The sequence below is a fragment of the Martinezella rhizogenes genome (assembly GCF_007002745.1).
Classification (GTDB): Bacteria; Pseudomonadota; Alphaproteobacteria; order Rhizobiales; family Rhizobiaceae; genus Agrobacterium; species Agrobacterium cucumeris.
Genome location: NZ_SGNY01000003.1, coordinates 263,944 through 279,263, shown reverse-complemented (window position 1 = coordinate 279,263; position 15,320 = coordinate 263,944). Strand labels below are relative to the sequence as shown.

14 protein-coding genes are annotated in these 15,320 nt (G+C 58.5%); 5 read left to right on the top strand and 9 right to left on the bottom strand.

Annotation, left to right across the window (positions count from 1 at the left end; translation table 11 throughout):
- Positions 1-110: 110 nt before the first annotated feature.
- The 9 genes from mutS to sppA all read right to left on the bottom strand — a co-directional run bounded on the left by mutS (position 111) and on the right by sppA (position 10,484).
- A complete protein-coding gene (gene mutS / locus EXN68_RS11480; RefSeq protein WP_142841278.1) occupies positions 111-2,762 on the bottom strand; it encodes a DNA mismatch repair protein MutS in 2,652 nt (883 codons plus the stop codon).
- Positions 2,763-2,942: 180 nt separating this feature from the next.
- Entirely contained in the window at positions 2,943-3,824 is an 882-nt protein-coding gene (olsB, locus tag EXN68_RS11475) for a l-ornithine N(alpha)-acyltransferase (RefSeq protein ID WP_142841277.1), read from the bottom strand.
- Between the two features lie 97 nt (positions 3,825-3,921).
- Entirely contained in the window at positions 3,922-6,165 is a 2,244-nt protein-coding gene (locus tag EXN68_RS11470; RefSeq protein WP_142840917.1) for a PAS domain-containing sensor histidine kinase, read from the bottom strand.
- 55 nt (positions 6,166-6,220) lie between these two features.
- Complete coding sequence (gene lspA, locus EXN68_RS11465; protein WP_142840916.1) at positions 6,221-6,709, bottom strand: signal peptidase II; 489 nt, start codon at positions 6,707-6,709, stop codon at positions 6,221-6,223.
- Positions 6,709-7,569, bottom strand: coding sequence for a TrmH family RNA methyltransferase (locus EXN68_RS11460; RefSeq protein WP_142840915.1), 861 nt, complete (start codon positions 7,567-7,569; stop codon positions 6,709-6,711). Before EXN68_RS11460 ends, lspA begins: the two co-directional genes overlap by 1 nt.
- On the bottom strand, positions 7,566-8,699 hold the full coding sequence (locus EXN68_RS11455; RefSeq protein WP_142840914.1) for a class I SAM-dependent rRNA methyltransferase: 1,134 nt from the start codon (positions 8,697-8,699) through the stop codon (positions 7,566-7,568). Before EXN68_RS11455 ends, EXN68_RS11460 begins: the two co-directional genes overlap by 4 nt.
- Positions 8,700-8,791: 92 nt before the next feature.
- Positions 8,792-9,133 carry a LapA family protein gene (locus EXN68_RS11450; protein ID WP_142840913.1) on the bottom strand — a complete coding sequence of 114 codons (342 nt, stop codon included), beginning with the start codon at positions 9,131-9,133 and terminating at the stop codon, positions 8,792-8,794.
- A 65-nt stretch (positions 9,134-9,198) separates the two neighbouring features.
- On the bottom strand, positions 9,199-9,528 hold the full coding sequence (locus tag EXN68_RS11445; RefSeq protein ID WP_225245141.1) for an integration host factor subunit beta: 330 nt from the start codon (positions 9,526-9,528) through the stop codon (positions 9,199-9,201).
- Positions 9,529-9,530: 2 nt separating this feature from the next.
- The gene (gene sppA, locus EXN68_RS11440) at positions 9,531-10,484 is read right to left on the bottom strand and encodes a signal peptide peptidase SppA (RefSeq protein ID WP_142840912.1); all 954 of its coding nucleotides are present in this window, start codon (positions 10,482-10,484) and stop codon (positions 9,531-9,533) included.
- Between the two features lie 247 nt (positions 10,485-10,731).
- Here sppA and lptC point away from each other — a divergent pair, with 247 nt between their 5' ends.
- From lptC to hpf, 5 genes are all read left to right on the top strand, one after another.
- Positions 10,732-11,397: an LPS export ABC transporter periplasmic protein LptC gene (gene lptC / locus EXN68_RS11435; protein ID WP_046799323.1), complete on the top strand. Its 666-nt coding sequence runs from the start codon at positions 10,732-10,734 to the stop codon at positions 11,395-11,397.
- Between the two features lie 13 nt (positions 11,398-11,410).
- Entirely contained in the window at positions 11,411-11,974 is a 564-nt protein-coding gene (locus EXN68_RS11430; RefSeq protein ID WP_046799322.1) for an LptA/OstA family protein, read from the top strand.
- A gap of 33 nt (positions 11,975-12,007) precedes the next feature.
- On the top strand, positions 12,008-12,793 hold the full coding sequence (gene lptB / locus EXN68_RS11425) for an LPS export ABC transporter ATP-binding protein (protein WP_161991301.1): 786 nt from the start codon (positions 12,008-12,010) through the stop codon (positions 12,791-12,793).
- Between the two features lie 153 nt (positions 12,794-12,946).
- Positions 12,947-14,497 (top strand): RNA polymerase factor sigma-54, encoded by a 1,551-nt coding sequence (gene rpoN, locus EXN68_RS11420; protein WP_142840910.1) that lies wholly within the window; start codon positions 12,947-12,949, stop codon positions 14,495-14,497.
- A gap of 234 nt (positions 14,498-14,731) precedes the next feature.
- Entirely contained in the window at positions 14,732-15,304 is a 573-nt protein-coding gene (hpf, locus tag EXN68_RS11415; RefSeq protein ID WP_046799319.1) for a ribosome hibernation-promoting factor, HPF/YfiA family, read from the top strand.
- Positions 15,305-15,320 lie beyond the last annotated feature (16 nt).

The following is a 15,320-nucleotide window of genomic DNA, read 5'->3' as shown; positions in this document are numbered from 1 at the left end:
CGCTTGCGATGGGAGTGTCCTATAGCGAGTTTTAAAGGCGATGGACAGGCAGTCTCCGCATCGAACCGAAAAGTGTCAGCGGTTTTCGGAAAATTCGATGCGCAAAAAGTTCAAGCCTTGCCAAGTTCTTTCTTTAACGCATAGAGCGCGTCCAATGCCTCACGTGGCGTCATTTCGTCCGGATTGATCCCCTTCAATGATTCTTCCACTTTCGATGGTCCGGCCTTGCGGGTTTCCTCGCGGCGAACGGCGATCTGGAACAGCGGCAGATCATCGATCAGCTGGCTGGCCGGGTTCTTGCGGTCGGCATCCTCCAGTTTCGTCAGCACTTCACGAGCACGCTCCACCACCGATGCCGGCAGGCCCGCAAGCCGTGCGACCTGAATACCGTAGGAGCGATCCGCTGCACCTGGTCCGACTTCGTGCAGGAAGATAACGTCACCTTCCCACTCCTTCACCCGCATCGTGGCATTGGAGAGGCGACCGAGTTTTTCCGACAAAACGGTCAACTCGTGGAAATGGGTGGCAAAGAGACCACGGCAACGATTGACCTCGTGCAGATGTTCGACCGCTGCCCAGGCAATCGAAAGACCGTCAAAGGTCGCAGTACCACGGCCGATCTCGTCCAGAATGACCAGCGAGCGATCCGTCGCCTGATTGAGGATGGCAGCGGTTTCCACCATCTCCACCATGAAGGTCGAACGGCCGCGCGCCAGATCGTCGGAAGCGCCGACGCGGGAAAACAGCCGGTCGACGATGCCGATATGGGCGGCTTCCGCCGGAACGAAGGAGCCGATCTGCGCGAGAATGGCGATCAGCGCATTCTGGCGCAGGAAGGTCGATTTACCGCCCATGTTCGGGCCGGTGAGCAGCCAGATTGCACCGTTCTTGCCACCATTGACGGCCGAAAGATCACAATTATTGGCAATGAAGGGTCCGGCCGATTGCCGCCGCAACGCCTGTTCTACGACCGGATGACGCCCGCCCTTGATCGCAAAGGTCATGGAGGCATCGACAATCGGACGGCAATAGGCCTGCTCGGTGGCGAGATAGGCGAGGCTTGAGGCGACGTCGATGACGGCGAGTGCGAAAGCACCGGCCTTGATCGCTTCGGCCTGCTGCACCACGGCCTCGACCATGCGGGCGAAGGCTTCCAGCTCCATGGTCAGAGCCTGCGCTGCGGCATTGGCGATGCGGCTTTCGAGATCGGCAAGCTCGGTGGTGGTGAAGCGCATGGCGCCCGCCATCGTCTGGCGATGGATGAAGCGCGCCTTGGCCTCATCCGTCGCCATCATCACATCGGCATTGCCCGCCGTCACCTCGATGAAATAACCGAGAACGTTATTGTGCTTGATCTTCAGTGACTTGATGCCAGTCTCATCGGCATATTTCAGCTGCAGACCGGCGATAACCCGGCGCGACTGGTCGCGCAGCGCCCGCACCTCGTCAAGTTCAGGATTGGCGCCGTCACGCAGGAAACCGCCGTCGCGTTTCAGAAGCGGCAGGTCGTCAGCGAGCATCGAGCCGAGCATGGCTTCCAGCCCGCCCGGCAAGGCTTTCAGATCCTTGAGAGCCGTCGCCAGTTCATCCGGTAGCAACCCGCCATCGAGAATAATCGCGATTTTTTCAGCCGAAGCCAACCCCTGCCTGATAGCGCCGAGATCGCGCGGGCCGCCACGCTCCAGCGCGAGGCGGGATAACGCGCGCGGCATATCCGCGACATGTTTCAAGGCGTCGCGCAGGTCTTCGCAGAGAGAGACGTCATCGATGAGATAGGCCACGGCATCAAGGCGGGCATTGATCTTGTCCGGGTCGGTGAGCGGCGACATCAGCCGCTCGGCCAGCATCCGCGCGCCACCGCCGGTCACCGTGCGGTTGAGGGCATGCAGCAGCGATCCATCCCTTTCGCCTGATAGCGTCTTCACCAGCTCCAGATTGGCGCGGGTGGCGGGATCGATGAAGAGGGTAGAGGCAGCACTTTCGCGTTCCGGCGCGCCGAGAGGCGGACGCTCGGCAATCTGGGTCTTTTCGACATAAGCGACGGCGGCGGCAGCGGCAGCCATTTCCACCCGCGAAAACGTGCCAAAACCATCAAGCGTCGAGACGTTGAAATAACGGGCGATCCGCCCTTCCGCCGTGGCGCTGTCGAAAAGAATGGCCGGCTGCGGCACCGCAACGCGGCCAAGAACGTCGAAGACCGGCCGCAGCTCCTCGTCATGAAACAGGCTGTCGGCAACGATCAGCTCACGCGGGTCGATGCGCCAGATATCGGCGAGAAGCCGCGTTAGCGTGGTTTCCGCCAACCGGAAAACGCCGGTGGAAATATCGATCCAGGCCAGTGCAAACTGTGCCTCGGCACTGCCACGAATGCGGGCAAGCGCCATCAGATAGTTGGATTCCGTCGGCGACAGCAGCTTTTCTTCGGTCAGCGTGCCGGGCGTGACGAGCCGCACCACATCACGCTTGACCACGGATTTCGAGCCACGTTTCTTCGCCTCGGCGGGACTTTCCACCTGCTCGCAGACGGCAACGCGATAACCGCGCAGGATGAGTTTCTGGAGATAGTCGTCCGCCGCGTGGACGGGAACGCCGCACATGGGAATATCATGCCCCATATGCTGTCCACGTTTCGTCAGCGTGATGCCCAGAGAACGGGAGGCTTCGACCGCATCGTCAAAGAACAATTCGTAAAAATCGCCCATGCGGTAAAACAGCAGCGAACCCGGATTGTTCGCCTTGATCTCGATATATTGTTCCATCATCGGAGTGGCCGTCGCGCGGCTCTCCTCCGAGATCAGGGAAGCGGTTGTCAGAACGTCCGTCAATGGCCTGCCGATGTCATATCGTGTTGCGGAAAACGAGCGCCGACACTAGCGGGAATGCCCGCCTCAAGACAACACGCGCAGGCCCGCTGCCCACAGGAACATCCGGCAAAAAGCCGATCAGCCGTTGATGCGCTCGGCCTCGCCGCCGTAATAGCTGATATAGCGGCCGGCGATGGACGTGACCGGCAGAACCACAAGAACATCCGTGGTGTTGAAGGCATGATCCACCACCGCGCCGGAACCGAACATGGCGCCAAGACGCATATAGCCCTTGATCAGCGGCGGCATGGCGTTCAGCGCCTTGCGGGTGTTCAACGCCTCCGCCGGCATCAGGTCCATCTCGTGGTAAAGCTCGGGAAGCGCCGAAGCCTCCCACTCGCCTTTCGCAACGCAATTGTGGTGAAGGAAGGAGAGCGCCAGCGCATGGGTTTCCGGCTGCACGCCGGGGAAGGAGGCGCAGCCGATCATGGCGTCCATGCGATGTTTCACCGCATAGGCCCAGTTGCCCTGCCACAGAAGCTCGACCGTGCGCTTGGTGCGATATTCCGGCAGCACGCAGGAGCGGCCAAGCTCCATGAAGCGCTTGCCCGGATGGCGCGCAACCAGCCCGGCAATGTCGAATTCGCTGGCGGAATAAAAACCATTATTGGCGAGCGCCGTTTCCTGACGCAGCAGACGATAGGTGCCGACGATCTGATCCTCGCTGTCACCTTCGATTGCCTTGTCCAGTACGAGCAGGTGGTCGCAGACACTGTCCCAGGCGTCGATGTCACGCTTGCGCCGCATCGCCTCAGCGGGAAGGCGCGCATTCATTTCCTCAACGAAAACCTTGTAACGCACGGATTGTGCGGCATCGATCTCGCGCTCATTTCTCGCGAGCCGGGTTTCCAGCGTGCCGATACGACCGAAAAGACCCTCATTATCCTGAGCGGACTCAGGGCGTGGGGGAATGACAACATTGTTTTCACAAATGTCGTGATTGAAGATTTCGGCAACCATGGGGAATCGCTCCGCCACCAAAGAATTTTCCTGTCATAAATCACTAATTGACGACAGAATAGTGACAAAATGACGCCAGCGCGAGTCTGTCAAGCTATTATGGCGAAAGGCGTTTCGCCTCCAGCATACGACGAATTTCCTCAACCAGCTGTCTCGGGTCGGTTGGCTTGGTCAAAACCTTGGCTGCACCGGCTTTCAGCAGGATTTCAGCCGTGTCGGCGCTGGCATCACCACTGAGCACGATGACGGGAATATTTCTCTCATCCCTCAACGTGCAGAAAAGTTCCGGCAGCACCTCAAGCCCCTCGCCACCTGGCATATTGAGATCCGAGATGACGAGATGCGGCAAACGGGCAGCACCCGGCGCCAACGACTGCCGCAGGGCCTGAAAATCATCGACGGCACGAACGATATAGCCGCTCTTCTCCAGGACCGCCCGGATGATGCGGGCATTGACGGCATCATCCTCGGCCACGAGAATTTCGACGCCACTTGCCCCTTCCTTCAACCGTGATGAAAAGCCCACATCGGGGTGGTTGTCGTTCAGCGCGTCGCGGCGTTCTATGCCCCGCAGGCGGCCACAGAGGACGTCGATCAGCGATTTTTCGCGCAGTGGTCGGATAAGCCAGGCGTCGAAGGAGACATGCATCGTCGAAGGCCGTTCCTCCGGGCTCACCAGCAGGGTGCGGCGAACATTCTGCTGCGGCCAATCCTTCAGGGTATCCCTGAACAGGGGTGAAACGCGCCGGTCGACGATGATATCGGTGAGATCGGCACTAAGGTCAGCTGCCCCATCCCGCAGCTTTTGCAGATCTTCCGGCTGATGAATGAGAACACATTTGCCGCCAAACGCCTCTATCGCCTCCATCGTCACCGCCCCAGCCACACCCCTGGGCGCAATCAGCAGGACATTGGTGTGTTGCAGACAGCGGCGCCGGCCAGGATCCGGAACTGCAACGGGCGCGCCGCCCGGGCGGAACGAAAGCGTGAAGATACTGCCCTTCCCCCTGTGGCTCGAAACCGTAAGGCTGCCGCCGAATTCCCGCACGATGCGGGCGGAAATCGCAAGACCGAGGCCCGTGCCGGCACTTCGCTGCGACATCGGCCCTGCCTGCTCGAATTCACCGAAGATACGGGCCTGTTCGCTCTCGCTCATGCCCGGACCGGTATCCTCAACGGTCACCTGCAATTCGCCCTCGACCATGCGCGCCCGGATGACAACCCCGCCTTCGCGGGTGAATTTGACGGCGTTTCCGAGAAGATTGAACAGAACCTGCCGCAGTCTTGCCGGATCGAAATCGAGATAATCGGGCACGTCAGGGCTGACGAAGGAGGTGATTTCGATCCCTTTTTCGTGGGCGCGGTGCGCCAGCATCTCGACAATGCTCTCGATCAACCGCCGCAGGTTTTCCGCGCGCGGATTGAGCTTGAAGCGGCCCGCTTCCATGCTCGAATAATCCAGCAGATCCTCAACGAGCTGCACCAGCGACTGGCCGGACTGCTTCATGCCATCAAGATAATTACGCTGCTCTTCGTTGATCTTCGTTTGTGACAGCAGATGGTTCATGCCGAGCATGCCGGAAAGCGGCAGGCGGATTTCATGACTTACCGTGGCAAGCAGCCTTGCCTTTTCGGCATCGGCCTTTTCGGCGCGCAAACGGGCGTCTTCCCTTTCGGCAAGCGCAAGCCGCTCTTCCGTCACGTCTCTGGCGATGCTGCTGATGAGAAGACGGCTGCTGGCCAGATCGCGGGTTACCACATCGTGCCAGGAGAAGATGCGCTGTCCGAAAGGGGTGGCAATTTCCACGTCATAGGCGTGAACCTTGTCGCCTGGACGGAAGGCAATGCCGATTTCCTCGCAACTCAACCCTTCGGGGGCCGAGCATCCCGTCATTTCACGAAAGATCCGGTTCGCTTCAACGATACGCCTATCCAGATTGCGGATGACGACGATATCACCCATGGATTCCTGCATCTCGGCGATCAGCGAGCGGTTCTGCGTCTGCCGCAGCCGGACATCCAAATCCTCGGCCAGCGCGTCTGTATTTCGGACCGGTTTGCCAAACAGCGCGTAGAGAAGGACACCGACGAGCACGGCGCCGAAAAAGGATGCTACGGCGACGGTGATCACATAGGGCACTGCAAGCGCAATCAGCGCAGCGACGAATGCGCCGACCGACAACGAAATGGCAACGTAGAGGGAAATCGGCCCTGAGCCGATCTCGTGTTTCGTGCCGGCATGCCGCCTTGTCGCGTCGACACGATCATCCGGCTGCGCCGCTACAGGCGCCAGCCCAAGCCCGTCTGAAACTTTTTCCCGAAGTTTTGCCAGTTCGCTCATATGCAACCGCTACCATGGCAGCGGTTTTGATATGTTTGGTGCAAACCCTAAAATTTTACTTTTTAGCCGCCCGGGCGTGCAGAAATTCGTCAAGAATGACGCAGGCTGCACCGATGGTTATGAAACTGTCGGCGAGATTGAACACAGCGAAGGACCATGTCTGCGTGTGAAACAGGATGTAGTCGATGACGTGTCCATAAAAGAACCGGTCGAGAAGATTGCCGGCAGCACCCGCGATGATGAAGGCAAAGCCGAGATGGGCAAAGGTGCGGTCCGCCGCCGTCTTGCGCCACAACCACAGCACGAAGACGACAATAACGAGCCGCATGCTGACAATGAACCAGCCCTGCATGTCCGATAGCATCGAAAAGGCGACGCCGAGATTATAGGTGCGGTAAAGCGCCAGAAACGGAATGACCGGCACCATCTCCTGCAATGGCAGATAGGCTTCGACCAGTTGCTTGACGATCTGGTCCAGCACCAGTGCGGCGATGATCAGCGCAAAGGCCGGGCCGAACTTCGAAAACAAAGCCGCTTTGGCCATTACTTCACCGGTGCCAGTTCGAGGAGATGGCGCCGTGCTTCGAAAAGCATCACGGCGGTTGCGATGGCGAGATTGAGGCTGTCGGCACGGCCCTGCTGGGGGATGCGCGCCAGCTGATCCGCCTTGCCAGCCAGTTCCGGCGGCAGACCGGATTGCTCGTTACCCATCAAAAGCACGACCGGCCTGCCGGCATAGTCGATCTTCCGATAATCCGAGGAACCCGAGAGATGGGTGGCGACGACGCTAACCTGCGCCGATTTTTTCCAGGAGAGGAATTCCTCAACCGAGGCACGGGCGACGGGCATGGCGAAGACCGAACCCATGGTGGCGCGAACCGTTTCCAGCGAGAAAGGATCGGTACAATCGCCGACCAGAATGACACCGGAGGCGCCCGCCGCATCGGCGGTGCGGATGATGGTGCCGAGATTGCCGGGATCGCGGACACGGTCGAGCGCGATATAGGTCTCGCCCTTTTCCGGGCGAATATCCCTGAGAGAGGCCCATTTCTGTTCAAAAATGCCGACGACCATCTGCGGATTGTCGCGGCGGGTGATCGAGGCAATGACTTTTTCGCTGACTTCGAGCACCAGCCCGCCTGACGCGACCGTCTTGACCGCCGCCTGCTCTACCAGCGGCTTGCCCTTGGCGGCCTTTGCGTAAACCAGCGTCTTGATCGTCCAGCCGAGTTCGAGGGCATCGATGACCAGCTTCAAGCCTTCCGCCATGAAGGTGCCGGTCTCTTCCCTGCCCTTTTTCTGGGTGAGCGCCTTGATATCCTTGATGATGGGATTGGCGAGGCTGGTCACTTCCTTGACCTGGCCAACCCGGCGCGTGGTGTTTTCGCGCATATCTTTCATCATTTCGGCTCCCAACGGCTGAACAGCGATGTGGAAAGCACCCGGCCCGGCGTCTTGCCGTCAAGCCCGGCCTCGCGAATGACGAGCTCGCCTGACGCAACGGCGCCGCCGGCGCCACGCATGATTTCGCGCATCAGCTCGTGCATCGAATAAAAACTGGCCCTGATGGAATAGGCCGTCAGCACCAGGCCGAGCGCCTTGGGTGAGAGGATTTCCCGGCAGATATCCAGCATCAACGGCAGATGGTCAAACAATTGCCAGACCTCGCCATGGGTGCCTCGGCCGAATTTCGGCGGGTCGGTGAGGATGATGTCATAGGTGCTGCCACGACGCTCCTCACGCTGGATGAATTTCATCGCATCTTCGCAGATCCAGCGGATGGGCGCCTGTTCCAGCCCGGCAAGCGCCTGATTTTCCTTGGCCCAGCCAATCGCCTTCTTGGAAGCATCGACATGGGTGACTTCAGCCCCCGCGGCGGCCGCAACCAGCGAGGCGACGCCGGTGTAACCGAAGAGGTTCAGCACTTTCAGCGGCCGGTCGGCCGTCTCGACGGCATGTTTCAGCCATTCCCAATGGACGATCTGTTCCGGGAAGACGCCGACGTGCCGGAAGGCCGTGAAGCGGCCCAGAAATTCAACGCCGAGCAGGGACAAGGGCCAGGTTTCGCCCAGCGCCGTCTTCGGAAAGCGCCAGCGGCCCATGCCGTCTTCATCCGTATCGCCGGTAAAAATGGCATCGGCATTCTGCCACACCCGGTCGGGGACCGACGGTTGCCACAGCGCCTGCGCCTCGGGACGGACGATGCGGTAGTCGCCATATTGTTCGAGCTTTAGGCCATTGCCGCTGTCGATCAGGTGAAAATCGCCGGCACCGCTCGATTCCAGAATGACCGGAACCTGTTCTGCGGGACGTTCCCCGGTGCGCTGCTTGAGGGGCCGTGCAGGCGCCTGCTCAACCGCCGGTGCGGCAGCAACCTTCTCCTTCGGTGCAGGTTTCGGCACGCTGCGAACCGCGTCGGGTTCGCGCTTTTTCGACGCTGCATCGGCGCGTCGCGCCGGCTTTGCGGCATGAACCTGTTTTTTCTCGCTCCCGGCACGTGCACGATTGCCCGGCCGGCTGTCTTTTTTCTTCAATGGAAATCTTTCCGCTTCTGCCCGCGTCTTATGGCGCAGCAAATAGCATTCCGCACGCCGCTCGACTAGAGCCGGAACGACTGTCGGCTATATCACTTTGCCGGGAGTTGGCCCGCATTCGGAAGCTGAGCGGCCGAAGTCGCCTTTTGGCGGTTCGCCTCATCGTGCCAGCGAACCGCTTCCCTGGCTTCGATACGGGCGCGTTTGCGATGTTTGCCCTGCGCGAACCATGTGGCTGCCGATCCCAGCAACACGCCAAAAATGACGGCCAGAAACAGGAACACGAAAAACGGCGCGGTGAAGGACAGAACGCCGTCATCGGGACGGAAGGGGTTGAGTGCAAGCGTCACGGCCTGACGGTTGGCCACGCACAGGATGACGAGGATGATCGCCAGCGGAAGCAGGATGATGAGGTTGATGATTTTTTTCGACATCCGACATTACTCCATCGCTGCGGGGTTCCGCCGGCTCCGTTTCCGGCGTCCTGCGTCCGGGACGATCAATCGTCCTCTTCTTCGTCACCCATTCCAGGGTTAAGGCGCTCACGCAGCTCCTTGCCCGTCTTGAAGAAAGGCACCCATTTTTCCTCGACGAAAACCGATTCGCCCGTGCGCGGGTTCCGCCCCGAACGTGAAGGTCGGTTTTTCACGGAAAATGCGCCGAAACCACGAAGCTCGACACGATTTCCACCCGCCAGGGCATCGGTGATTTCATCCAGCACCGCATTGACGATGTTTTCCACGTCACGGTGATAAAGGTGCGGGTTACGCGCAGCAACGATCTGCACCAGTTCAGATTTGATCACGGTTGCCCCCTGAAAGAATTGGATTTTTAACGTGGCCCAACCTGCCAAACGGAAACAAGACCGTCAAGAAACAACTTGTCCGCACCGAGCTGGCCGGGTCCCGCAAAGGGAATTAAATCGTCATATCCCAGAAACTTCGCTATTTGCGCAACACTGAAAAACGAAAAAGGCGAACGAGACGACGGTGCGCGCCATTCGACGATCGGCAAATCCTTGGCGACGCCGTGCGTTTCGAGATAACCGCGGATTTCCTTTTCGCCACCGAGCGTATCGACCAGCTTGTTGGCGAGCGCCTGCCTGCCGGTGAAAATCGATCCATCCGCCAGTTTCAGCACATCCTCACGCGGCAGCTTGCGACGATCGGCCACAAGGTCAACGAACCAGCCATAGCTGTCCATCACCATGGCTCGGATCATCGTCTTTGCTTCTTCAGGTGCCTCGTGGAACGGCGAAGGTTCCGCCTTCAACGGGGAGGACTTGATTTCCTGCAGCGAGACGCCGAGCTTGTCCATCAGTTGGCCCACCTGCGGATATTGAAAGATGACGCCGATCGAACCGGTGATCGAGGTTTCCCCCGCGACGATGACGTCGCCAGCCGAAGCGATCATGTAACCGGCGGAGGCGGCCAGCGTGCGGACGTCGGAAACGACCGGCTTCTTGTCCGCAACGCCGCGAATGGCCTTGAAGATACGCTCACCGCCATAGGTGGTGCCGCCCGGTGAGGAGATCGACACGATCAGCCCTTTGACATTGTCGCTCTTGGCGATCTTGTCGAGCCGTTCCAGAAGCTCCGTATTGTCCTGGATCAGACCGGAAATCTCGACGCGGGCGATATGCGGCTTGGCACTTTGCTGCGGCTCGGTCCAGAAAAACCGGTAAAGGCCGAAAATACCGACGACAAACAGCAAAACAGCGGCAATCCGCCAGAAAGTCAGCTTGCGGCGCAATTGCCTGCGATCTGCTATCGCCATATTATCCATCGAGAACCTCTGCCATCCGGCCTTTGACGCCACGCGTGCTTCACGGCCATATGGTTCTTCTAGCGCGAAGCCGCAAGGAAACAATAAGGAAACCAGAATTACGATAAAATTCGCATTTCCCTTGCACCTTTCCAGACAAAAACCATATTGGCAGGACAAAGCACTCGTGCCAAACACATTCAGATAAACATACAAGCTTCAATTGTGCGCCAAAAATGGCACCCAGGAAGTTTCCGGACCCACTCTTATGCTTGAACGACTCCGCGAACCCGCGCCAGCATTTCCGCTGCCGAATGACCAGAACGGCGCTTACGAGCGCGCTCTGCGGCATTCCGCGCGCGTGAAGCGGTTGAAAATCATCCTGCCGCTCAGTGCCGCGGTGATTTCGCTCGCCTTCATCGCCGTTTCGCTCATCCGCACCTGGGCGCCAGACGAGGTTTCGCTGGAAAGCGCAAGGATCGAAGACGGCAAGATCGTGATGGAAAAACCTGCCGTTGCCGGCCGCAACGAGAAGGGGATCGATTATTCCATGAACGCCGACCGTGCGTTGCAGGATATCGCCAATCCCAACCTGATGACGCTGGAAAAAGTTCTGGCCGCAGTGCCTGTCAATGACAGCGTCGCACAGGTGATCGCCAAGGAAGGCATTTTCGACCGGGCCACCAATACGCTGAAGATGACGGCACCTTTTGACATCAATCTCAGCAATGGCATACAAGCGAAGTTCCAGTCTGCGGATGTTGATTTGAAGGCCGGAAAAATGAGCAGCAAAGAGCCCGTTTCGATCAAAACAAACGACGGTGCCATTGTTGCGCAATCGATTGATATCGCCGATAATGGCAAGACAATTACATTTTCGGGGCAGGTACGGGCACGTATCGCTGCATCCAATATCAAAAATGAAGCCAAGTGAGAGCCCGGTCCAGATGATGCAAGTTTCCCGTCCCGTTTCCCTTGGCAGATCCGCAGGCGTTGCAGCCGCAGGTCTTGTTTTCTCCTGTCTCGCAACCGTGGCCTTCGCCCAGAGCACCACCAGCAACATGCAGGGTGTGAAGCTCTCCAGCGATCAGCCGATCGCGATCGAAAGCGACCAGCTCGAAATCCGGGATCAGGAGCGCAAGGCCTACTTCACCGGAAACGTGAAAGTTGTGCAGGGCACGACCACCCTTCAGGCCGGCAAGATGACGGTCAACTACAAGGGCGAGGGCTCCTCGCTCACCAGTGGTGACGCCAATATCGAAAAAATCTTCGTCGATAACAATGTCTATCTGACGTCCGAGACCCAGAAGGCCACGGCTGATCATGGCGAATTCGACATGGCGGCGCAGACCTTCATCCTGACGGGCAAGCAGGTCGTTCTGTCCGAGGGCACGAATGTATTCACCGGCTGCAAGCTCACTGTCCTCATGAACTCGGGACAGGCGAAGCTCGAAAGCTGCGGCGGCCCCGTTCGGATCATGCTCGATCCGAAATCGCAGAAAAAACAGTAGTCTCACCTCGTGAAGATACCTTCGATCTCAAAAATGTTTGGCGGTGGGCGCAACCCATCCGTGGAAGCGACCTCACAGGCCGACAAAGCCCGTTATGAAGGCACGCTGATCGCGCATGGGCTGACGAAGACCTATAATACACGCCGGGTGGTCAACGGCGTGTCACTCGTCGTGCGCCGCGGTGAGGCCGTGGGGCTTTTAGGTCCGAACGGCGCCGGCAAGACGACCTGTTTTTACATGATCACCGGCCTCGTACCCGTCGATAGCGGCAAGATCGCCATCAATGGCAATGATGTGACCGGCATGCCGATGTACAGGCGTGCGCGTCTCGGCGTCGGGTATCTGCCGCAGGAAGCCTCGATTTTTCGCGGGCTGACGGTCGAGGAAAACATCCGCGCCGTACTTGAAGTCCACGAACCGGACAGTGCCAAGCGAAGCCGCAAGCTCGACGAGCTGCTGGAAGAATTCCACATTGCCCAGCTGCGCAAGTCGCCGGCAGTCGCACTGTCGGGCGGTGAACGCCGTCGCCTTGAGATCGCCCGCGCTCTGGCGACCGATCCGACTTTCATGCTGCTGGACGAGCCTTTTGCCGGTGTCGATCCGATTTCGGTCAGCGACATTCAGAATCTCGTCAGACACCTCACCGCACGCGGGATTGGTGTTCTCATCACCGACCACAATGTCCGCGAAACGCTCGGCCTCATCGACCGCGCCTATATCATCCATGCCGGTGAGGTTCTGACCCACGGCCGCGCGGACGATATCGTCAACAATCCGGACGTGCGCCGGCTCTATCTCGGCAATAATTTCAGCCTTTAAGCTTGCGGGCGCGAAAGATTCTTCATCGCGCCCTGCGCCGGCGCTTGACCAAACAAGATAAAAAAGCAATTTTTGGGCCAAGTTTCTTTGCCTTCTCAAAATTTATGAAAACTGTGGCAATGGAGAAGCTGTAAGGGGAGTTTCGCGTCCGCCATGGCATTGTCTGCCAGCCTTTTGCTGCGTCAAAACCAGTCTCTCGTCATGACACCTCAGCTGATGCAGTCCATCCAGCTGCTTCAGATGACGCATTTCGAGCTGACGCAGTTCATCGCGCAGGAAGTGGAGCGTAATCCGCTGCTCGAAATTGCAGCAAACGACGGCGATTTGGGCGGCGACTTACCTGATAATGCGGATAATTTCAGCGATACCGACGGCGAAGCCTCGGATAAAAACCCCACGGTAACGGCCGACAGCGAAGACTGGTACGGCGACCGCGCCGCAAATCTCGGCGAACAGCTCGATACCAGCTTCGAAAATGTCTTCCCGGACGATGCCGAGCCCAGAAAGGCCGATGCGCCCGAACTGGCAAGCCAGTGGAAATCCATGCCCGGGCAGGAATCCGGCGAAAGCTATGATCTCGACGATTTCGTTGCCGCGAAACAAAGCCTTGGTGACCATCTCAATCAGCAAATGCCGCTGGCCATATCCTCCCCCGAGGACCGCATGATCGCCGATGCACTGATCGGCCAGCTCGACGAAACCGGATATATCGCAGCGGATGCCGTCGATGATGTCGCTGAACGGCTGGGAACGGCGCCATCGGCGGTGGAGCATGTTTTAAAGACGCTTCAGGGTTTCGATCCTCCGGGCGTGTTTTCCCGTTCGTTGAGCGAATGTCTGGCAATCCAGCTCGCCCAGAGAGATCGGCTCGATCCGGCGATGCGGGCCCTGATCGATAATCTCGAGCTTTTGGCCAAACGCGACTTTGCTACCTTGAAAAAACTCTGCGGCGTCGATGAAGAGGACCTTCTCGACATGCTGGCGGAGATCCGGACGCTCAATCCGCGTCCCGGCGCGAGTTATGATTCGACCGTTTCGGAGACAATCGTCCCCGATATCATCGTTCGGCCCTCTTCATCCGGCGGCTGGCTTGTGGAGATAAATCCCGACACCCTGCCGCGTGTGCTCATCAACCAGAGCTATTTCGCCGAGGTTTCGAAACATAAGGCGCGTGCAGATGAGGACCAGGATTTCCTTTCCGAGTGCATGCAGACGGCTCACTGGCTGACCCGCAGCCTCGACCAGCGTGCCCGGACGATCATGAAGGTAGCGACCGAGATCGTGCGCCAGCAGGACGCCTTTCTCGTCAACGGCGTTGATCACCTGCGCCCGCTGAACCTCAAGACGGTGGCCGACGCCATCAAGATGCACGAATCCACCGTCAGCCGGGTGACATCGAAGAAGTACATGCTGACGCCACGCGGGCTGTTCGAGCTCAAATATTTCTTCAGCGTCTCGATCAGCGCGGTTGAAGGCGGCGACAGCCATTCGGCGGAGGCGGTACGTCATCGCATCAAGGCCATGATCGCCCAGGAGGCTGCCGAGGCGGTGCTTTCCGATGATGACATCGTCGACAATCTGAAAAAGAGTGGCGTTGATCTCGCCCGCCGCACTGTCGCCAAATATCGTGAGGCGATGAACATCCCCTCCTCCGTTCAGAGACGCCGCGAAAAGAAGGCGCTCGCGAAGTTGTCAGTCTTCTGAGCGGCGCGCCTGATCACGTTTGGAGCGCTTTTTTGCCGCACCATTGACTCTTATCACGCCAGGGGCTAGAAGCCCGCCGCACACGTAAGCAAGGTCATTTGTAACGGATTCATCTCCACCGTCCATGGGCGTAAAATTCGAATGGAGGCTTTTTAAGGTCTTCGAAACGCTTGGATGCGCGCTCGGCTTGACGTAAGCTGGTACTCGCAAATCACTACAAAAAGGAAAATTTCCATGAGTGTGCGTGTATCTGGTAAACATATGGAGATCGGCGAATCTTTCCGTCAGCGGATTGAGGACAATATAGGTCTGGCAGTTACCAAATACTTCGATGGGGGGTATTCAGGCCAGGTAACCGTGGAGAAGTCCGGATCGCGTTTTGCCGCCGACTGCAAGCTGCATCTCGATACAGGCGTTGTATTGCATGCGGCGGGTCAGGCAAATGATCCGCAGGCAAGCTTCGATGCCGCCGCAGAGCGGATCGAGAAGCGCCTGCGTCGCTACAAGCGCAAGCTGAAGGACCATCACAATGGTTCGAATGGCGTGTCGCAGGAAATCGCCTATACGGTGATGGATGCTGTTCCCGATGAGGACCATGAGGTTCCCGAGGACTACGCACCCACGATCGTCGCGGAGAGTTCGAAACAGATAAAGACAATGTCCGTTGCCAGCGCCGTGATGGCGCTCGACATGACGGACGAACCGGTTCTGCTGTTCCGCAGCCCGGGCAAGGAATATCTCAACATCGTCTACCGACGTCATGACGGCAATATTGGCTGGATCGACGCGGAAACGATCAAGAGCTGAACAGTCTGACAAGACG